The following is an 18,658-nucleotide window of genomic DNA, read 5'->3' on the forward strand; positions in this document are numbered from 1 at the left end:
CAATCTCCATAAATCCAAAGGTTAATCGGCGCTGCTACCCAGCATCCGTTTCAAAGTAACATCACGATCAACAAAGTGATGTTTAAGCGCAGCCAGACCGTGCAATACCGAAAGCACTACCACGACCCAGGCCAGGTAAAGGTGGATGGTACCGGCCGTATCGGCCTGTTCCGCCATACCGGTGACGGTAGCGGGGATATCGAACCAGCCGAAAACGCTGATCGGTTGACCGTCGGCGGTCGAAATCAGGTAGCCGCTGATCAGGATACTGAACAGCACGACATACAACGCCAGATGGGCGAGGATTGCGCTCACGCGGGTAAACCGGCTGTAGCTGGCCAAAGGTTTGGGCGGCGGCGAAACAAAACGCCAGACGACCCGGACCACCATGACGATAAACAGCAGCGTGCCGATGCTTTTATGTATCTCTGGTGCCTGGTGATACCAGACATCGTAATATCCCAGTGTGACCATCCATAGGCCCAGGGCAAACATGCCGTACACCGTCAGTGCAACCAGCCAGTGGATCAGCACTGAAATATGACCAAAACGGTTGGCGGTATTTTTCCAAAGCATCCTGTTTCCTTACCTTCCTGATTTTCTGGCTGCAATAATTAAACTTTAAGAAACATAAAATCAATAATAAATTTAACTATGTTACTTCTTAATAATATTAATCAGAGAATTTGGCCGAGATAGCGGTAAGTTAGTCAGTGAAATCGTCGAATTGATGACTGCGGGACGATTATTGATTTTATCTTATTGATTGAAATAAAAAGGTTTTATTTATTAGTGTCAGCTTTTGTCATTTTACGTAAATACCCTGAGTTTTTTCACAAATAAACCCTAGTCAAGATTGCCGATTATTTCCAGCCGAGGTTCAGTAAAACGGCGATTTTTATTCTCCCGGTAATAGCTCTGCGACGTGACCTCAGAGTTTGCTAACATACCATTCATCTGATGGCCCGCTGGGCCAGCGCTATTAACGCAAAGGACATGTATGGGCCGAACCCTGTTGACCGATCGCAGCCTGCGCCTGGCGATTATGCTGGCGATGTTGGTGATTATTCTTGCCGGTGTTAAAGCGGCGGTGGATGTTGTGGTGCCTTTCTTGTTGGCGCTGTTCCTGGCCATGGTGCTGAATCCGCTGGTGACACAGCTCGAACGCTGGCGAATACCTCGCGCACTGGGCGTGACTTTGTTGGTGGTGGCCGTGGTGGTGGTGGTGATGTTGTTTGTCGGCGTGTTGGGAGCATCACTGAACGAGTTTGCGCGCTCGCTGCCGCAGTACCGCGGCATGATGCTGGAAAAGCTGAGTGAACTGCAGCATTACGCCGATCGCTTCAAAATCACCATTTCCACCGAGGCGATGTTGCAGTATGTCGATCCCAGCGCGGCGATGAACCTGATCACTCGCCTGTTGAGCCGATTCTCCGGCGCGATGACCAATATCTTCCTGCTGCTGATGACCGTGGTATTTATGCTGTTTGAAGTACAACTGCTGCCCTACAAATTGCAGCAGGCGCTGGATAAACCGAGTGAAGGCATTGCCAACATTCAACGCGCGCTGGATGGGGTCACTCGTTATCTGTTGATCAAAACGGCGATCAGCCTGGCGACCGGCATCATTGTCTGGGCATTCCTGGCTGTTGTGGACGTGCGCTTTGCCTTTATCTGGGGGCTGCTGGCGTTTTTGCTGAATTATATTCCCAATATTGGCTCGGTGATCGCTGCCGTTCCTCCGTTGGTTCAGGCCCTGTTGTTCAACGGTTTTGGCGATGCACTGGTGGTGGCTGCGGGCTTTATCACTATCAATCTGGTGATTGGCAACATGCTGGAACCGCGGGTGATGGGGCGCGGACTGGGGTTGTCGACGCTGGTGGTATTTCTGTCATTGATTTTCTGGGGCTGGCTGATGGGGCCGGTGGGGATGTTGTTGTCGGTTCCCCTGACCATTATTACCCGTATCGCGCTGGAGACCACCGAGGGTGGGCATAAACTGGCGGTGATCCTCGGTGACGGTCAGCCGGGCAAACAGGTTACTCCGGAGTAAAGAACACTTTCCCCTGGGTCTTGCTGGCGGCGGCATGTTGCAGCGCCAATTTATAGTGCCGCAGTGGGTAGATGGCTGCCGGGGGACGTAACTCCAGTTGTCCACGCCTCAGCAAGTGGAAAAGCTGTTGGAACGCCGCCTGCCACTGAGCTGGCGTTGCCTGTGCATTCCATTTGCGCAGGTGGAACAGTGAAGTACGCAAGCGCAGTTGCTGAGCAATGTACTGCCAGTCAACCTGTTGGTTACTCAGTAATCCCAGGGCAACAAAGTCACCATTGGCGCTGACTGAACGCGCCAGATGCAAACCCTCTTCTCCGCCGACACAGTCAATCGCCGCCCGTGCCGCATGGCCTGTGAGTTGTTGCAGGCTATACTGTTGCAGTAAATCCCCAGGAAGAACCCGCCAGGCACCGGCATTCAACAGCGCCTGTCGATGGGCTGTATTACGTACTACCACGGCCAATTTAATTCCGCGCAGCGCCGCCAACTGACAGAAAAGCAGGCTAATCGCCGATCCTCCACCGTTAATCAGCAGAATGTCGCCAACCTCTAGCGGTAGCCACTGCGTCAACAATACCCAGCAGGTGAGTGGATTGATGTAGATTTGCGCCGCGCTGACGTCATCAATATCGTCCGGTAGCCAAATGACTTTATCCTGGTCGAGCGTGATAAAGGTTTGCCAACTGCCATTCCCCCTGACAGCCAGTGCGCGTCTGCCGGTCGGTTGCCCACGGGGATCTACCACCACGCCAATGCCTTCATAGCCTGGGACCTGGGGCAGGGCGATACGGTGTGCATACTGACCGTAGATAGGGATCAGATCGGATGGATTGATAGGGGCATAGCGCATCTGCAGCAGCAGTTGATGGGATTGCGGCCTGGGAAGGTCGGTCTGTTCCAGGGCAATGACCTGTTCCGGGAGGCCAAAACGGCTAAAGCGTAAACGGGGAAAAGTGGGCGACATGAATTAAGGGATAAAGAAGAAATAGACGTCCAGCGCTAACAACACCAGCCACAGGCAGATATACAGCACCAGATGTTCACGTACATTGTTGACGATCGCCGACAGTATTTTGTTTAGCATTCTCAGCAGCCAAAAGATAAGGACAGGCAGAGTATAGATTTTTGCGGGCGGCGTTAATACCGTCGAGAGGGCAAAGCGTGCAGCAGAGGCAAATTAAAAGGAAAAATCAGCCTGCTTTGGCGCAGGCTTTGGATTATACCGCCAGCAGGGACAGTGACAATGGGCTGGTGGGGACGCTTGGCGGATAGAAGTACCGCAGCACGTTATACAGCGAATAAAACTCCAGCCGATTGCGGGCGTTGATTTTTTCGGTGATATGACGTTTGTGAACATAAACCGTATGCGAACTGATTTGCAGCTTTTTCGCGATGCGGTAATTGGGCATTTCTGCCATCCAGTGCTTCATCACCGTCAGTTCTTGCGGGCTGAACAGTGAATGTTCAACGCTGCAATCCATCAGTGACACCGGTTTTTCGCGCATCATGCGCAACGTCACCGGCAAAGTGGCTTTATTGAACAGGAAAGCATGATCGGCGATGCGCATTGGCGTTTCGCTGTAGGGGTAAGGCGTATCCAGATAAATAAACAACAGTGCCGATGAGGTGGCCTCAATAAAGGCCTGCAGTTGAGCATCATCTTCACTATGACGGCAATGTTTGGTCAGGTTTACCAGAATGTGACTTGGTCGGTAGTGGTCCAGCAGGGGGGTTGCCTGTTCCAGGCTGTGGCAACATTTTACCTGGGCGAAAACATTGTCAGTAAAATAGTTATCGATACCGACCCGAGTGAAGCAGCATTCGTCCACGACAAGCAGTTTCATGGTGACGTCCTTGTTGTTCGAAGAAATAGCAGGGGCATATCAGCTGTAAAATAGAACTTACACCAGGGGGGATCAATTCGGAAATCCGGATACTTACCCCAGAAATTTCCGTTGAAATATTTTTAACAATATATTTCAGATCGTTATGATAGTTTTGTCATGTAACTAAAAAATGTAACCGCAACCCGCGCGGGTGGGCGGGTGCGATTAAGTTAACGGGAAGGGGTTAAGCAAAGCGTTTCAGAGAGAAGGGAGCGATGTCCACCGGTGGGGTTTTATCTTCAGCAAACAGCGCAGCGATCTCACCTAACACACTGGCAAACTTGAAACCATGGCCGCTCAGACCGCTGATGACCATTAAGCGATCGCATTCTGGCAGAGTATCGATAATGAAATCTTCATCTGGACTCATATCATAACTGCATGCTTCACCGTGTAAACATACCCCTACACCCGGCAAAAATTGGCGCAGGAAGTGGAAAACTTCGGTTCCATCAGTGGTGAAACTGCCAAATGGTTTGCGTTGCTCCGGTGTCTCCATCGGTTGGCCACCATCGTGTTTGCCTATTTTCAACCCGTCTTTATCGGCAGGGAAACCGTAATAATGGTTGCCGTCCTGCGCTTCAACGGTAAATGCCGGGAAACGGTTGTTGACGCTGTAACGACCATCCGCCTGATGCCAGGAAAATACCTTACGCAGTGGGGCTATCGGTAACTCTGGCAGCAGCGCTTTTACCCAGGTTCCGGCGGTGACCACCGCTTTACGGCCCTGAAAACGGCCTTCAGGGGTGACCACTTCAACACCACCCTCGATCGGTTGCACTGCGCTGACAGGGCAATTGAATAATTGTCCGCAGCCGGCATCTTTAGCCAATTTAATCAGGCAGGCAATGGCCTGCTCAGAGCGCAGGAACCCGGCGTCTGGCTCAAATACGCCGACGTAACCTTCCGGTGCATTGAATTCTGGCCACCGCTGGTTAATCTGTTCTGCGTTAAGGTTTTGCGTATTGAGGTGGAATTTTTGCGCGCTGTGTTGGGCGTTGTTGATAAACTCAGAATTCTGCGGCCCCATGTTCAGAACGCCGCAGTCCTGGAACAACTCTTCACCGGTTTGTTTAATCAGGCCGTTCCATAAAGCCTGAGCGCGCAGGATCAACGGCACATATTTTTCGCCTTCGCCGTAGGCATGACGGATGATGCGGGTATCGCCGTGGTGGCTGCCGTTACGGTGTGGGGGCATCGAGCTGTCGATCATTAATACTTTCAGGCCGGACCGTGTTGCATAGTAACCTGCCGCCGCGCCTACCGAGCCGCTGCCCACAACAATTAAGTCATATTCCACGTGCCATCCCCTCTCTGTTATAGGTTTCTTATTTCTTTATGATAAAAGGTTGGGCGCTGCAATGCACCCGTTGCGCGGTTCGCAGGCAAAGAAAAAGGCGCCAGAGATAATCGCTGGCGCCTTAGGCATTTTGGTACAGTGAATTAGTGCTTTTTACGATCAAGGTCCTGGTAATCCGTTGCTTCAATCTTGGCGATGCCGGCTTCTAATATATTGATTAATTGACGTGCGACATCTGTGGTTAGCCAAAGCGTTCTGTCTACTTGGGCGTCTTCGGGTGTCTGATCTCGTGAAGACAGGTAATGAAGGCGTATCATCATGGCGTCATAAGCGTCGACAGTACTGATATCCCAACCAACAAGCGGGTGTGTCTGAATTACTTCATCATTTCTGTCCATAAAGACCCCTTATTGAGTAGTGACTACCGTGAGTGACTAACGAGGATCAATGCGGCCCATCATCATGTGAGCAATTACAGTATACGCATCTGGCTACGGCGGTGGAGAGTTTCCCACCTTCTTTTGTAAAATAATTATTTAATTGAGTGATTATTCTACACGTCGACTCGCAAAACCATGCGGAGGAACGAGATTAGATTCATTCAACATCAGGGGGCCGCGGAGTACCCTGTAGCCGTTTTTCCAGCTCGGCGGCCAGATGGGCAAAGTGCTGTTGGGTTTCGGCATCACGACTTTGATTTTGCGATTCGAGCTTCAGACTGTGAATTAATAATTGATTGGCTTTGTCATCCAGGCCAAAGGCCAGATAGGAAAATGCCACTTCCAGCACGCTCAAACGTCGCTTTTGATCGGCAATCAGCGCCAGTAGTTCGCCAAAGGTCATCGCTTCTTCGGTTTTTACCTTGTCCGGGGCCATGTCAAATACCTCCTGTTAAAGCATTCAGTACAGACCAGATAAAGCTTTTCTTCCAGCAGAAAATTAAACTGCGTTGTGCCGGGCTTTAAATACAAAAAAGCCGGAGAGCGACCCCCGGCAAAAACTACATTGCAGTATTATTCTGCGCTAAACCAATCGTCAGCACTTTCCCAGGTTTCCTGGAGGATGTCCGCGATCAGATCTTTATCTGTTTTCAGGCCGCCCAATACCGAGAGCCCGTTGGAACCGGCATAACGCACCTGCACCAGGGTGTCTGGAAATTGGCGGTTTACCCGCTTGCTCAGCTCGCCGGTCAGAGCCTCGATGGCTCCTGACGGTAGCGGTTTGGTTTTATCTATAGTGACTTCAACACGCATAATTGCCCCCGAAGCGATTTACTGGATATTTATACAGTTAAGCGTGCGCGGGGGCAAGAGGCTAGGTTAAAAAAAGATTATTCTGCTGTCACTGACCAGCTCAGGCTCTCTCCGGCCAGGAATGGCACTACCGTTTCGCTGCCCATGACGATCTCTTCCGGTTGGCTAGTGGGTATGCGCTGCAGCTCGATGAAGTCGGTATTAACCGGCAGGCCGTAAAAACGCGGGCCGTTCAGCGAGCAGAAGCCTTCCAGATGCTCCAGTGCACCCAACTGTTCGAAAACGCTGGCGTAAGCCGGGATAGCATTGGGAGCGTTGAATACGCCGGCGCAGCCACAGCTTGATTCCTTGCGGTGTTTGGCATGGGGGGCGGAGTCGGTACCGAGGAAGAAGCGATCTGAACCACTGGCAACGGCCTTACGCAGCGCGTCCTGGTGAATATTACGCTTGAGGATCGGCAAGCAGAACAGGTGCGGACGGATGCCGCCAACCAGCATATGGTTACGGTTAAACATCAGATGCTGGGGGGTGATGGTCGCGCCAAGAAAACGATTGCCTTCCTGCACGTACTGCGCCGCTTCTTTGGTGGTGATGTGCTCGAAGACAATTTTCAGCTCCGGGAACTGCCGGCGAATCGGCTCCATAACCTGCTCGATAAAGCGTGCTTCACGGTCGAAAATATCGACGGCGGCATCGGTTACTTCCCCATGAATCAACAGCGGCATACCCATTTTCTGCATTTGTTCGAACAGCGGATAGATGGCTTTGACATCGCTGACGCCATGGCTGGAGTTGGTGGTGGCGTTGGCCGGATAGAGCTTGGCGGCGGTGAACACCCCTTGCTCGAACCCGTTAACCAGTTCAGCAGCATCCAGTGAATTGGTCAGATAACAGGTCATCAGCGGGGTGAAATCATGCCCCTGAGGGACCGCTGCCAGAATACGGTCACGGTAAGCGCGAGCGGCGGCGACGGTAGTAATTGGCGGAGCCAGGTTCGGCATCACAATCGCCCGGCCAAAGACCTGACTGGTATAGGGCAGAACCGTTTTCAGCATGTCGTCGTCACGCAGATGGATGTGCCAGTCGTCAGGGCGGCGGATTTTCAGGGCTTGAGGTTGTGCAGTCATGTTGCAAGGCTCCGGCGGTTAGATACGGGTCTACATAAAAGCGAATAATGGGGGTTATTCACGCCGGGGTGTAAGGATAAGCGGAAAGCGCTCCCGATGCATCTGTTTGTTCACGGCAAGTTGAAATCAATTGGCTATCAGGCGCATAGTGTCAGAGATTTTAATGATGCCTGCGCGATAACTGCCGGGTTATCAACATTAATCATGTGGAATGGGAGAGAGAAATGGAAGTACGTGTTATTGCCACCTTACAGGCGAAACCTGAATTTGTGTCCGCCGTCAGCGATGCGGTGCATGAGATTATCGATCCAAGCCGTCAGGAGCTGGGTAATCTGCAATATGATTTGCACCGCGATCTCGAAAAGCCGGGCACTTTCGTATTCTTTGAGCGTTGGGCAAGCGCCGAGGCGCTGGAAAAACACAATGCCACCGAGCATTTTAAGCATTTCGTTAGCCAGATAGAGGGCAAACTGGATTTGCTGGATATCAAACAGTTGAAGAAAATTGCCTGAGCCGATTTATCGGCAATAAAAAACCCGCCAAATGGCGGGTTTTTTTATCGAAGCAGATTAACTTAGTCGTTAATTGGCTGTGGTTTGGTTGCCGGAGCGGTGGCTTGATTTGCCGCCGCATGGCCACCTGCTGAACCTTTGCCTTCGAAGTTGAAGGAAGGGCGCTGCCAATCACTTTGCTGCTGCTGATCCGCTACATAGTCCGGTGCAGGAGCCTTGGTCATTGGCGCAGTGGCGATGTGTTTATACAGCACCTCTTGCACCGGCGCTGGCTGCTGTTGCACAACCGGCGCTTTTTCTTCAACCACCACCGGCGCAGCAACTTCCTGCACGGGGGCGACTTCAACTGCCGGCTCAACGAACGCCGGTGTTGGTTCAGCGACAGTTTCTTCAGCAACGGTTGCTGCAGCCACTACCGGTGTTTCTTCAACCACAGGGGCAGGTTCAACCGCAGGGGCTTCCTCTAACACCGGTGCAGCTTCAACTACCGCAGTTTCTTCAACTGTTGGAGCTTCAGCTACAGGGGCTGGTGTGGTTTCTTCGGCCTGGGTAGCGATCGCCGGTTCAACGGTTTCAACAACCGGTTGGACGGGTTCTACTGCGGTGGCCACCACTTCCGGCTCGCTCACTGGCGCAACGGCTTGCACCGCGACTTCAGCAATCACCGGAGCGGCAACGCTGACGGCTTCCTGTGCCATGACATTATCAGCAGCGATTTCGACAGCTTCAGTCTGAACTTCTGCTTCTTCCATCAGTTGCGCGGTTTGTGTGACAGGGTAACTTACCCATACCTTGCCCGAAGCCATTTCCGGAGAGGCGAAAGCCCCTGCCAGTGGCATTGGTGACTGGGTAGGATAACGCTCGTCACGGTAGCGGCGGCGACGTTGACCGCTAACACGCAGGTGACGCGGTGAACGACGTGAGCGGCGTGGCATGCCGTTTTCGCCATTAGCGCGATTGTCCTGTGCATCATCCTCAGTCTGTGCCTCAAGGGTTTCCGGCAGCAGTTTAACGCTGTCTTCAACCTGAGCAGGCTGCACGTCCTGGACTTTCGCTACCGGTGCTTTTGGCGCCAGCAGTTCTTCCGCTGCACGATGCAGTTCTTCTTCCGCAGACAGCACCCGAACTTTCTGCGTCAGAGGACGACGCTGACGACGCTGCATGTTCTGCATCTGACGTTCTTCGAGATCTTCGTCAACGCTGACATTGGTTGTGGTCGTGGTTGCGGTTTCTACGCTTTCCAGCGCGGCCACTTCCTGCTGAGCCTGACGTTTTTCTTCCTGGCGACGACGCTGACGATCGGCACGCTGGTCACGGCGCTGTTGCTGTTCTTCGCGCTGTGCCTTGGCGGCTTCTTCAGACAGCGGCTCTTCGACTACGGCTGCAGTGGCTTGTGGCGCATTGCGGCGGTTACGACGCTGTTCATCGCGTACTTCACGTGTTTCACGGCCTTCGCGGTTGTCACGAGGTTCGCGATTTTCACGCGGCTCACGATTTTCGCGATTGTCACGGCCTTCACCGCGCTCTTTACGCTCACCGCGTTCTGGACGATCGCTACGCTCACCACGTTCTCCGCGCTCACCGCGATCTTTACGACCGGTGCCCTGACGGCGTTGGCCACGACGATCCTGACGGCGGTTTTCACCGTTGCCTTCAGACTTCGGCGCTTCCACTACAGGTTTGGCTTCGACTACCGGCTGTTCTTCACCGGCAAACAGCGCTTTCAGACCACCGAACAGACGGCCCAACAGGCCCGGTTTGGCAGCGGCAGCAGGTGCGGTTTGCTTGGTCGCAGTAGCAGTGACGGTAGCTTGAGCCACAACCGGCTCTTCTGCCGGTGGTGGGGCGTCCGCAGCCAGAGAGAACGAAGCCAGAGCCGGTTGTTCAGGACGCTTGCGCTCCATCGGCGCATCTTCCAGCGGCTGGGCCATTTCTTCTTCGTGCAGTTTCGGCAGCAGGTAGCTCAGGGTCGGTGTTTCTTCGCCCTTACGCACGCGCAGTACAGAGTAGTGTGGGGTTTGCATCTGATCGTTCGGCACGATGATCGCTTTCACGCCACCCTGACGTTTTTCGATCGCGCTCACCGAGTCACGTTTTTCGTTCAGCAGGTAAGAAGCAACCTGAACCGGCACGATGGCGTGAACTTCTTTGGTATTTTCTTTCAGCGCTTCTTCTTCGATCAGACGAAGAATGGAAAGTGCCAGCGATTCGTTATCACGGATAGTGCCGGTGCCGTTACAGCGCGGACAGACGTGATGGCTGGACTCACCCAGTGATGGGCTGAGGCGCTGACGTGACATCTCAAGCAGGCCGAAACGGGAAATGCGACCGATTTGGATACGTGCGCGGTCCTGACGAACGGCGTCACGCAGGCGGTTTTCCACTTCACGTTGATGGCGAACCGGGGTCATATCGATAAAGTCGATAACGATCAGGCCGCCAAGGTCGCGCAGGCGCAGCTGACGAGCGATCTCGTCTGCCGCTTCCAGGTTGGTGTTGAACGCCGTCTCTTCGATATCGCCGCCGCGAGTTGCCCGCGCGGAGTTGATGTCGATAGCGGTCAGCGCTTCGGTGGAGTCGATAACGATCGAGCCACCGGAAGGCAGGCGAACTTCACGCTGGAAAGCGGATTCAATTTGGGATTCGATTTGGTAGTGGCTGAACAGAGGGATTTCGCCGCTGTACAGTTTGATTTTGCTGCTGAAATCCGGACGGCCCAGGGCAGAAATGTGCTCTTTGGCCAGATCGAGAACTTTTGGATTGTCGATCAGGATTTCGCCGATGTCCGGGCGCAGATAGTCGCGGAATGCACGCACGATAACGTTGCTTTCCTGATGGATCAGGAATGGCGCAGCGCGGCCTTCAGCGGCTTTTTTAATCGCTTCCCAGTGCTTCAGGCGGAATGACAGATCCCACTGCAGCGCATCGGCAGATTTGCCAACGCCGGCGGTACGAACAATCAGACCCATGCCGTCTGGCAGTTGCAGGGAAGAAAGCGCTTCTTTCAGTTCGGTGCGGTCGTCACCCTCAATGCGGCGTGAAATACCACCGGCACGTGGGTTGTTCGGCATCAGCACCAGATAACTGCCGGCCAGGCTGATGAAGGTGGTCAAGGCAGCGCCTTTGTTACCACGTTCTTCTTTATCAACCTGAACGATCACTTCCTGGCCTTCGCGCAGCACATCTTTGATGTTTGGGCGACCATGGGAAGAGTAGTTACTTGGGAAGTATTCGCGAGCGATTTCTTTAAGAGGGAGGAAACCATGTCGTTCGGCGCCGTAATCAACAAACGCTGCTTCAAGACTTGGTTCTATACGAGTGATTTTGCCTTTGTAAATATTCGCTTTTTTCTGTTCATGACCTGGACTTTCAATATCCAAATCATACAGCCGCTGTCCATCTACCAAGGCAACACGCAACTCTTCCTGCTGAGTTGCGTTAATCAACATTCTTTTCATCTTAACTTACTCGTTATTTTTACATTATCGACAAAGCTGCGGGCAAAATAACCTCATGGCCGGATTAAAACCGAAAACCCCGTGTCTTCTCGCAAAGCCGTCAACCTCACGGTTGTCGCCTGCATAGGGGCGCATTATCTCGGTAAGCCTGTATTTCTTTGTGAAAAACAGCACTTTTACTAGGGGAATAGCCTCTGATTTACGTCGACAGATCTGATTCCGTTTGCCGGCCAAGCTGCAACCCGCAGCCCGCTAATTGTTTGATTTCACATTACGTCTTACGCCATTGCTGCGTTTTTGTGCCATCAGACAAATTTTATAATTCCACAGTTTTCCCTGTTTAACGAGAATCAACGTGGAAAGTAAACGCATTATTCCACTGCTGATACTGTTATAGCAAGGTGACTTTTCCTTAACTGCGGAAGAAATCGCAAACGTTCAAACCGGCTTGCTGCCTTATTGTCCGCTGGAGTTTCGCCTGCAGTCAGAGAGACAGTTAAGCACATAAAAAGAAGTGGCGCTATTTACGCGCTCTATTTAGAATCCTGCCCCATGAAAACGAACATTCCTGCAGTACAACTAATCACGATTTCTGACGACGAAGCCGGTCAGCGAATCGACAACTTTCTGCTTGCCCGCCTGAAAGGCGTGCCGAAGAGCATGATTTATCGCATCGTACGTAAAGGCGAGGTGCGCGTTAATAAAGGACGCATCAAGGCGGAATACAAGCTGGCGCCCGGTGACGTGGTGCGTGTGCCGCCGGTACGCGTTGCCGAGCGTGAAGAGGCACCGGTCTCTGCCAAGCTGGATAAAGTGGCCGCGCTGGCCAATTGCATTCTGTATGAAGACGATCACCTGCTGCTGCTGAACAAACCTTCAGGCACTGCGGTGCATGGTGGCAGCGGTCTGAGTTTTGGCGTGATCGAAGCTTTGCGTGCGTTGCGTCCGGAAGCCCGCTTCCTGGAGTTGGTGCATCGCCTGGACCGCGACACTTCTGGCGTGCTGTTGGTGGCGAAAAAGCGTTCCGCGCTGCGCTCCTTGCATGAGCAACTGCGGATGAAAGGGATGCAGAAGGATTATCTGGCACTGGTTCGCGGTCAATGGCAGTCGCATTGCAAAGCGGTACAGGCGCCGCTGCTGAAAAATATTCTGCAGAGCGGTGAACGTATTGTGCGCGTTAACAGCGAGGGCAAACCGTCGGAAACCCGCTTCAAGGTGGAAGAGCGCTTTGAGCATGCGACGCTGGTCAAGGCCAGTCCGATCACCGGACGTACTCACCAGATTCGCGTTCACGCCCTGCACGCCGGACATCCAATAGCCTTTGACGACCGCTATGGCGATCGTGAATTTGATCGCCAATTGGCGGGAACCGGGCTCAAACGTTTGTTCCTGCATGCGGCAGCGCTGCGCTTTGAACACCCAGGCACTGGCGAAACGATGCGTATCGAAGCGCCGATGGACGCAGAGTTGCGCCACTGCCTGCAGGTATTGCGCAAGCAGTCTAAAGAACAGTAAGCCGTACCTTCATGCCAGCGGGTTGATGCCTTCAGCCCGCAGCATCTCCAGTAGCGCAATCAGCGGCAGACCGATCAACGCATTCGGATCCCGCCCCTCCAGCTTGTCGAATAACGCAATGCCCAAACCTTCACTTTTAAAGCTGCCTGCGCAGTTGAGCGGTTGCTCAAGGCGAACATAGGCGTCGATTTCAGCCTCATTCAACACACGGAAATGCACGTGAAAAGGTTCGCAAAGCAGTTGCAGGTGTTGGCTATGGCTGTTGTATAACGCCAGGCCGGTATAAAAAGTGACCTTTTGGCCGCTGGCCTGACGCAATTGCGCGCGGGCATTTTCTTCGGTGTGTGGTTTTCCGGTGATTTTACCGTCAATCACGCAGACCTGATCTGAGCCGATAATCAGGTGGTCGGGGTAGGCGCTGGCCAATGCCTGGGCCTTCGCCGCTGCCAGTCGTAGCACCAGCGCTTCGGCGTTTTCCCCGGCCAGCGGGGCTTCATCGACCTGCGGAACGGCACAGATAAAAGGCAGATGCAGCTTTTCCAGCAGCGTCTTGCGGTAGGTCGAGGTGGAGGCAAGGAGCAGTCTTTGCATAATTTTTTTCGTAAACCGTAGCGTAAATAGAGTGGGCATTTTAAACTGTCCGCCGCTGAGGAAGCGAATATTGGTGAAAGGTGCCGTTTTACGGCCTTTTTCTTTGACTCTAAGTCGTTACAAAGTTAATATGCGCGCCCTATGCAAAAGGTAAAATTACCCTTGACCATTGATGCGGTACGTACCGCTCAGAAACGCCTGGACTATGTTGGTTCCTATGCGCCTGAGCAGGTTACACGTGTTGCCGCCTCTGTGGTCAGTGTGGACAGTGATGTTGAGGTCTCGTTATCCTTTGATATTGATAACCAGCGCCTCGCGGTAATAACAGGGCATGCGGACGTCCAGGTAATGCTGATGTGCCAACGCTGTGGAGTGCCGTTTGAACATCATGTTCACACAACATATTGTTTTAGCCCGGTCGTCAATGATGAGCAGGCTGAGGCATTACCGGGGGCGTACGAGCCGATCGAAGTCGATGAGTTTGGCGAAGTCGATCTGCTGGCAATGATTGAAGATGAAATTATTCTTTCACTGCCTGTCGTCCCGGTACATGAATCTGAACACTGTGAAGTGTCCGAAGCGGACATGGTATTTGGCAAACTGCCTGCAGAGGCGGAGAAACCAAATCCATTTGCCGTATTAGCCAGTTTAAAGCGTAAGTAATTAAGGAGTAAGGTCCATGGCCGTACAACAAAATAAACCAACCCGTTCCAAACGTGGCATGCGTCGTTCACACGATGCTCTGACCACCGCCACTTTGTCTGTAGATAAAGCATCTGGCGAGACTCACCTGCGTCACCATATCACTGCCGACGGTTTCTACCGCGGTCGCAAGGTTATCGGCTAAGTAGCGGTACCTTGACTCGTCTAACCCTGGCGTTAGATGCAATGGGCGGGGACTTCGGTCCCTGCGTCACAGTGCCTGCTTCATTGCAGGCACTGGCCTCTAATTTACAGCTTCATCTTCTGCTGGTCGGCAATCCCGACACCCTCTCTCCCTTACTTGCCAAAGCCGATCCGGTTCTTCTGGAACGTTTGCAAGTTGTGCCCGCTGAATCAGTGATTGCCGGCGACGCCAAACCCTCACAAGCGATACGTGCCAGCCGTGGTACCTCCATGCGCATTGCACTGGAACTGACTAAAAACGGTGATGCGCAGGGCTGCGTCAGCGCAGGCAATACCGGCGCGTTGATGGGGTTGGCGAAAATGCTGATTAAGCCGCTGGAAGGTATTGAACGGCCGGCGTTGATGACGGTGATCCCGAATCAGCTGGGTGGCAAAACCGTGGTGCTGGATCTGGGCGCCAACGTCGAATGCGACAGTACCATGCTGGTACAGTTTGCGGTGATGGGCGCGGTGATGGCCGAAGAGGTGGTGGGGATTGCGCAACCACGCGTGGCGCTGCTGAATATTGGTGAAGAAGAAACCAAAGGCCTGGATAACATCCGCGAAGCGGCCGCCGTGCTAAAAAATACTCCGGCAATCAACTATATTGGTTACCTGGAGGGCAACGATCTCCTCACCGGTAAAACCGATGTGTTGGTCTGCGACGGCTTTGTGGGTAACGTCACCCTGAAAACCATGGAAGGGGTGGTAAGAGTATTTTTATCGCTGCTGAAATCATCCGGAGACGGTGGCAAGCAGGCGTGGTGGTTAAAATTGTTGGGCCGTTGGTTGCAAAAACGGGTGGTAAAGCGGTTCGGCCACCTGAACCCCGACCAGTATAATGGCGCATGTCTGTTAGGATTGCGCAGCACCGTAATCAAGAGCCACGGCGCTGCGAACCCGCACGCGTTTGCAGTTGCAATCGAACAGGCTGTGCAGGCGGTGCAGCGGCAAGTCCCTGACAGGATTGCTGCGCGCCTTGAAGCTGTATTACCTAAGAGTGACTGATCGTACATGTATACAAAGATTCTCGGTACGGGGAGTTATTTACCCGTACAAGTGCGCACCAACGCTGACCTGGAAAAAATGGTGGATACCTCTGACGAGTGGATCGTCTCTCGTACCGGTATCCGTGAACGCCGTATTGCCGCCGCGGATGAAACCGTTGCGACGATGGGCTTCCATGCTGCTGAAAAAGCGCTGGAAATGGCGGGTGTGGCTAAAGAAGACATCGGGCTGATCGTGGTGGCTACCACCACCTCGAGCCACGCATTCCCAAGTTCTGCCTGCCAGGTGCAGCAGTTGCTGGGTATTAAGGACTGTGCGGCATTCGATCTGGCTGCGGCCTGCGCCGGTTTCACCTATGCGTTGAGCGTCGCCGATCAGTATGTTAAAAACGGCGCGGTGAAGCATGCTCTGGTGATTGGTGCTGACGTATTGTCACGCACGCTGGATCCGGAAGATCGCGGCACTATCATTCTGTTTGGTGATGGTGCAGGCGCCGTGCTGTTGGGTGCTTCTGAAGAACCCGGCATCCTGTCGACCCATCTGCATGCCGATGGCAGCTACGGCGGTTTGTTGACCTTGCCGTTCAAAGATCGTCAGGATCAAGACAAACCGGCCTATGTCACCATGGCGGGTAATGAAGTCTTCAAGGTTGCGGTTACCGAACTGGCTCACATCGTTGATGAAACCTTGCAGGCCAACAATCTGGACCGCAGCTCGCTGGACTGGCTGGTGCCACACCAGGCCAATCTGCGTATTATCAGCGCGACGGCGAAAAAATTGGGTATGGGGCTGGATAAAGTGGTAGTGACGCTCGACCGTCACGGTAACACTTCGGCCGCCTCGGTCCCCGCAGCGTTCGATGAAGCGGTGCGTGATGGGCGAATTCAACGCGGCCAACTGGTGCTGCTGGAAGCCTTTGGCGGCGGCTTTACCTGGGGCTCGGCGCTGGTTCGTTTCTGATTAACAGGAAGAAAAAATGACGCAATTTGCTTTTGTTTTTCCAGGCCAGGGGTCACAGACTCTGGGCATGCTGGCCGATTTGGCCACTCAATATCCGATCGTTGAAGCGACCTTCAGCGAAGCCTCTTCCGTTCTGGGTTACGACCTGTGGCAACTGGTGCAGCAAGGGCCGGCGGAAGAGCTGAACAAAACCTGGCAGACGCAGCCGGCATTGCTGGCGGCTTCCGTAGCGATTTTCCGCGTCTGGCAGCAGCAGGGCGGTAAAGCGCCTGCAATCATGGCCGGCCATAGCCTGGGTGAATACTCGGCGCTGGTGTGTGCGGGCGTGCTGGATTTCCAGGCGGCAATCCGTCTGGTTGAGCTGCGCGGCAAACTGATGCAGGAAGCTGTGCCGGAAGGTACTGGCGCGATGTCCGCCATTATCGGCCTGGACAACGCGGCTATCGCCAAGGCTTGTGAAGAATCTGCCCAGGGGCAGGTTGTTTCGCCGGTGAACTTCAATTCACCAGGCCAGGTAGTGATCGCCGGCAATAAAGAAGCGGTTGAACGTGCAGGCGCGGCCTGTAAAGCCGCAGGTGCCAAGCGTGCGCTGCCGTTGCCGGTGAGCGTGCCTTCGCACTGCGCACTGATGAAACCGGCTGCAGACAAGCTGGCCATCGCGTTGCAGGAAATCACCTTCAGTGCGCCACAGGTGCCGGTGGTGAATAATGTCGACGTGCGCACCGAAACCGATCCAGAAGCGATCCGCAGTGCGCTGGTGCGTCAGTTGTACAGCCCGGTGCGTTGGACCGAGAGCGTAGAGTTTATGGCAGCACAGGGCGTTACGCTGCTGCTAGAGGTTGGTCCGGGTAAAGTTCTGACCGGTCTGACTAAACGTATTGTTGATACCCTGACGGCGGCGGCGGTTAATGACGCAGCCAGCCTGACAGCGGCGCTTGAACAATAAAGAGGAAAACAATGAGCTTCGAAGGTAAAGTTGTTCTGGTCACCGGCGCTAGCCGGGGTATTGGCCGGGCTATTGCAGAAACGTTTGTAGCACGTGGTGCTAAAGTTATCGGCACCGCCACCAGTGAAAGCGGCGCTGAGGCTATCAGCAGCTACCTGGGTGCAAGCGGCAAAGGGTTTGCGTTGAATGTGGTCGATGCTCAATCTATCGACAGCGTTCTGGCATCTATTCGTGCTGAATTTGGCGAAATCGACATTTTAGTGAATAATGCCGGTATTACGCGTGATAACCTCCTGATGCGTATGAAGGACGATGAGTGGCAGGATATCCTGAACACCAATCTGACTTCGGTATTCCGTCTGTCAAAAGCGGTAATGCGAGCTATGATGAAAAAGCGGTTTGGCCGTATCATCACCATCGGTTCTGTAGTCGGAACCATGGGGAACGCAGGGCAGGCTAATTACGCGGCGGCTAAAGCCGGTTTGATTGGTTTTAGTAAGTCTTTGGCACGTGAAGTTGCTTCGCGTGGCATTACGGTCAACGTCGTGGCACCTGGCTTTATTGAGACGGACATGACACGGGCGTTGACAGATGATCAGCGTGCAGGCATTTTGTCATCAGTTCCAGCCAATCGGCTGGGGGATGCTAAAGAAATCGCCAGCGCTGTTGCATTTTTAGCCTCTGATGAGGCTGGCTACATCACCGGTGAAACGTTGCATGTCAATGGCGGCATGTACATGATTTAAAAAATGCGAAAACTATTTGCGTTATTTGGGGTAAAAACCGCAGAATAGCGTAAAATCGTGGTTTGACCAGCCGGGATTTAGTTGCATCTTTTTCAACATTTTATACACTACGAAAACCATCGCGAAAGCGAGTTTTGATAGGAAATTTAAGAGTATGAGCACTATCGAAGAACGCGTTAAGAAAATCATTGTTGAGCAGTTGGGTGTTAAACAGGAAGAAGTTTTAAATAACGCTTCTTTCGTTGAAGATCTGGGTGCTGATTCTCTTGACACCGTTGAGCTGGTAATGGCTCTGGAAGAAGAGTTCGACACAGAGATTCCAGACGAAGAAGCTGAGAAAATCACTACTGTTCAGGCAGCTATTGATTTCATCAACGCCAGCCAGCAGTAAGAGAACATATCTAGGCGGTCACTCGAC

At 53.2% G+C, this 18,658-nt stretch carries 21 protein-coding genes; 10 read left to right on the forward strand and 11 right to left on the reverse strand.

Annotated elements, in window-relative coordinates; translation table 11 throughout:
• Positions 1-21 precede the first annotated feature (21 nt).
• Positions 22-576 carry a cytochrome b gene (locus NHG65_RS09570; protein ID WP_099064826.1) on the reverse strand — a complete coding sequence of 185 codons (555 nt, stop codon included), beginning with the start codon at positions 574-576 and terminating at the stop codon, positions 22-24.
• Between the two features lie 424 nt (positions 577-1,000).
• Here NHG65_RS09570 and NHG65_RS09575 point away from each other — a divergent pair, with 424 nt between their 5' ends.
• Positions 1,001-2,053, forward strand: a complete 1,053-nt coding sequence (locus NHG65_RS09575) for an AI-2E family transporter (protein ID WP_499183217.1) — start codon at positions 1,001-1,003, stop codon at positions 2,051-2,053.
• On the opposite strand, the gene NHG65_RS09580 is transcribed toward NHG65_RS09575, so the two are convergent.
• From NHG65_RS09580 to pyrC, 8 genes are all read right to left on the reverse strand, one after another.
• On the reverse strand, positions 2,040-3,017 hold the full coding sequence (locus NHG65_RS09580) for a zinc-dependent alcohol dehydrogenase family protein (RefSeq protein ID WP_499183218.1): 978 nt from the start codon (positions 3,015-3,017) through the stop codon (positions 2,040-2,042). The two genes, NHG65_RS09575 and NHG65_RS09580, sit on opposite strands and share 14 nt — an antisense overlap.
• Positions 3,018-3,020: 3 nt before the next feature.
• A complete protein-coding gene (locus NHG65_RS09585; RefSeq protein WP_037423894.1) occupies positions 3,021-3,137 on the reverse strand; it encodes a DUF2770 family protein in 117 nt (38 codons plus the stop codon).
• Positions 3,138-3,270: 133 nt separating this feature from the next.
• Complete coding sequence (locus NHG65_RS09590; RefSeq protein ID WP_099064829.1) at positions 3,271-3,897, reverse strand: helix-turn-helix transcriptional regulator; 627 nt, start codon at positions 3,895-3,897, stop codon at positions 3,271-3,273.
• 226 nt (positions 3,898-4,123) lie between these two features.
• Complete coding sequence (solA, locus tag NHG65_RS09595) at positions 4,124-5,239, reverse strand: N-methyl-L-tryptophan oxidase (RefSeq protein ID WP_283602990.1); 1,116 nt, start codon at positions 5,237-5,239, stop codon at positions 4,124-4,126.
• A gap of 143 nt (positions 5,240-5,382) precedes the next feature.
• On the reverse strand, positions 5,383-5,637 hold the full coding sequence (bssS, locus tag NHG65_RS09600) for a biofilm formation regulator BssS (protein ID WP_012006318.1): 255 nt from the start codon (positions 5,635-5,637) through the stop codon (positions 5,383-5,385).
• Between the two features lie 199 nt (positions 5,638-5,836).
• Entirely contained in the window at positions 5,837-6,115 is a 279-nt protein-coding gene (locus NHG65_RS09605) for a hypothetical protein (RefSeq protein ID WP_099064831.1), read from the reverse strand.
• Positions 6,116-6,252: 137 nt separating this feature from the next.
• Positions 6,253-6,492, reverse strand: a complete 240-nt coding sequence (dinI, locus tag NHG65_RS09610) for a DNA damage-inducible protein I (protein ID WP_099064832.1) — start codon at positions 6,490-6,492, stop codon at positions 6,253-6,255.
• Positions 6,493-6,569: 77 nt separating this feature from the next.
• Entirely contained in the window at positions 6,570-7,619 is a 1,050-nt protein-coding gene (pyrC, locus tag NHG65_RS09615) for a dihydroorotase (protein ID WP_413502483.1), read from the reverse strand.
• A 224-nt stretch (positions 7,620-7,843) separates the two neighbouring features.
• Between pyrC and NHG65_RS09620 the strand changes: the two genes are divergently transcribed.
• Positions 7,844-8,131, forward strand: coding sequence for a putative quinol monooxygenase (locus tag NHG65_RS09620; RefSeq protein WP_099064834.1), 288 nt, complete (start codon positions 7,844-7,846; stop codon positions 8,129-8,131).
• A gap of 62 nt (positions 8,132-8,193) precedes the next feature.
• Here the strand turns inward: NHG65_RS09620 and rne are convergent, their stop codons facing one another.
• A complete protein-coding gene (gene rne / locus NHG65_RS09625; RefSeq protein ID WP_413502484.1) occupies positions 8,194-11,589 on the reverse strand; it encodes a ribonuclease E in 3,396 nt (1,131 codons plus the stop codon).
• A gap of 552 nt (positions 11,590-12,141) precedes the next feature.
• Between rne and rluC the strand changes: the two genes are divergently transcribed.
• Complete coding sequence (gene rluC, locus NHG65_RS09630) at positions 12,142-13,104, forward strand: 23S rRNA pseudouridine(955/2504/2580) synthase RluC (RefSeq protein WP_085116231.1); 963 nt, start codon at positions 12,142-12,144, stop codon at positions 13,102-13,104.
• A gap of 9 nt (positions 13,105-13,113) precedes the next feature.
• Here the strand turns inward: rluC and NHG65_RS09635 are convergent, their stop codons facing one another.
• Positions 13,114-13,695 (reverse strand): Maf family protein, encoded by a 582-nt coding sequence (locus NHG65_RS09635; protein WP_413502485.1) that lies wholly within the window; start codon positions 13,693-13,695, stop codon positions 13,114-13,116.
• A gap of 141 nt (positions 13,696-13,836) precedes the next feature.
• Between NHG65_RS09635 and yceD the strand changes: the two genes are divergently transcribed.
• The 7 genes from yceD to acpP all read left to right on the forward strand — a co-directional run bounded on the left by yceD (position 13,837) and on the right by acpP (position 18,631).
• On the forward strand, positions 13,837-14,358 hold the full coding sequence (gene yceD, locus NHG65_RS09640; RefSeq protein WP_099062537.1) for a 23S rRNA accumulation protein YceD: 522 nt from the start codon (positions 13,837-13,839) through the stop codon (positions 14,356-14,358).
• A 16-nt stretch (positions 14,359-14,374) separates the two neighbouring features.
• Positions 14,375-14,542 (forward strand): 50S ribosomal protein L32, encoded by a 168-nt coding sequence (gene rpmF / locus NHG65_RS09645; RefSeq protein ID WP_012006327.1) that lies wholly within the window; start codon positions 14,375-14,377, stop codon positions 14,540-14,542.
• 11 nt (positions 14,543-14,553) lie between these two features.
• Positions 14,554-15,588 (forward strand): phosphate acyltransferase PlsX, encoded by a 1,035-nt coding sequence (gene plsX, locus NHG65_RS09650; RefSeq protein ID WP_207977730.1) that lies wholly within the window; start codon positions 14,554-14,556, stop codon positions 15,586-15,588.
• A gap of 6 nt (positions 15,589-15,594) precedes the next feature.
• Positions 15,595-16,548: a beta-ketoacyl-ACP synthase III gene (locus tag NHG65_RS09655; RefSeq protein ID WP_207977732.1), complete on the forward strand. Its 954-nt coding sequence runs from the start codon at positions 15,595-15,597 to the stop codon at positions 16,546-16,548.
• Positions 16,549-16,564: 16 nt separating this feature from the next.
• Positions 16,565-17,494 (forward strand): ACP S-malonyltransferase, encoded by a 930-nt coding sequence (gene fabD / locus NHG65_RS09660; RefSeq protein ID WP_112348142.1) that lies wholly within the window; start codon positions 16,565-16,567, stop codon positions 17,492-17,494.
• Positions 17,495-17,505: 11 nt separating this feature from the next.
• A complete protein-coding gene (gene fabG, locus NHG65_RS09665; RefSeq protein WP_012006331.1) occupies positions 17,506-18,240 on the forward strand; it encodes a 3-oxoacyl-ACP reductase FabG in 735 nt (244 codons plus the stop codon).
• A gap of 154 nt (positions 18,241-18,394) precedes the next feature.
• Positions 18,395-18,631, forward strand: a complete 237-nt coding sequence (acpP, locus tag NHG65_RS09670) for an acyl carrier protein (RefSeq protein WP_004719003.1) — start codon at positions 18,395-18,397, stop codon at positions 18,629-18,631.
• Positions 18,632-18,658 lie beyond the last annotated feature (27 nt).

It is taken from the genome of Serratia myotis, from assembly GCF_027474885.1.
GTDB classification, from domain to species: Bacteria; Pseudomonadota; Gammaproteobacteria; order Enterobacterales; family Enterobacteriaceae; genus Serratia; species Serratia proteamaculans.

Coding starts and splice junctions, on each gene's coding strand:
- NHG65_RS09570 (WP_099064826.1), bottom strand. CDS start 576: ATGCTTTGGAAAAATACCGCCAACCGTTTTGGTCATATTTCAGTGCTG.
- NHG65_RS09575 (WP_499183217.1), top strand. CDS start 1,001: ATGGGCCGAACCCTGTTGACCGATCGCAGCCTGCGCCTGGCGATTATG.
- NHG65_RS09580 (WP_499183218.1), bottom strand. CDS start 3,017: ATGTCGCCCACTTTTCCCCGTTTACGCTTTAGCCGTTTTGGCCTCCCG.
- NHG65_RS09585 (WP_037423894.1), bottom strand. CDS start 3,137: ATGCTAAACAAAATACTGTCGGCGATCGTCAACAATGTACGTGAACAT.
- NHG65_RS09590 (WP_099064829.1), bottom strand. CDS start 3,897: ATGAAACTGCTTGTCGTGGACGAATGCTGCTTCACTCGGGTCGGTATC.
- bssS (WP_012006318.1), bottom strand. CDS start 5,637: ATGGACAGAAATGATGAAGTAATTCAGACACACCCGCTTGTTGGTTGG.
- NHG65_RS09605 (WP_099064831.1), bottom strand. CDS start 6,115: ATGGCCCCGGACAAGGTAAAAACCGAAGAAGCGATGACCTTTGGCGAA.
- dinI (WP_099064832.1), bottom strand. CDS start 6,492: ATGCGTGTTGAAGTCACTATAGATAAAACCAAACCGCTACCGTCAGGA.
- pyrC (WP_413502483.1), bottom strand. CDS start 7,619: ATGACTGCACAACCTCAAGCCCTGAAAATCCGCCGCCCTGACGACTGG.
- NHG65_RS09620 (WP_099064834.1), top strand. CDS start 7,844: ATGGAAGTACGTGTTATTGCCACCTTACAGGCGAAACCTGAATTTGTG.
- rne (WP_413502484.1), bottom strand. CDS start 11,589: ATGAAAAGAATGTTGATTAACGCAACTCAGCAGGAAGAGTTGCGTGTT.
- rluC (WP_085116231.1), top strand. CDS start 12,142: ATGAAAACGAACATTCCTGCAGTACAACTAATCACGATTTCTGACGAC.
- NHG65_RS09635 (WP_413502485.1), bottom strand. CDS start 13,695: ATGCAAAGACTGCTCCTTGCCTCCACCTCGACCTACCGCAAGACGCTG.
- yceD (WP_099062537.1), top strand. CDS start 13,837: ATGCAAAAGGTAAAATTACCCTTGACCATTGATGCGGTACGTACCGCT.
- rpmF (WP_012006327.1), top strand. CDS start 14,375: ATGGCCGTACAACAAAATAAACCAACCCGTTCCAAACGTGGCATGCGT.
- NHG65_RS09655 (WP_207977732.1), top strand. CDS start 15,595: ATGTATACAAAGATTCTCGGTACGGGGAGTTATTTACCCGTACAAGTG.
- fabD (WP_112348142.1), top strand. CDS start 16,565: ATGACGCAATTTGCTTTTGTTTTTCCAGGCCAGGGGTCACAGACTCTG.
- fabG (WP_012006331.1), top strand. CDS start 17,506: ATGAGCTTCGAAGGTAAAGTTGTTCTGGTCACCGGCGCTAGCCGGGGT.
- acpP (WP_004719003.1), top strand. CDS start 18,395: ATGAGCACTATCGAAGAACGCGTTAAGAAAATCATTGTTGAGCAGTTG.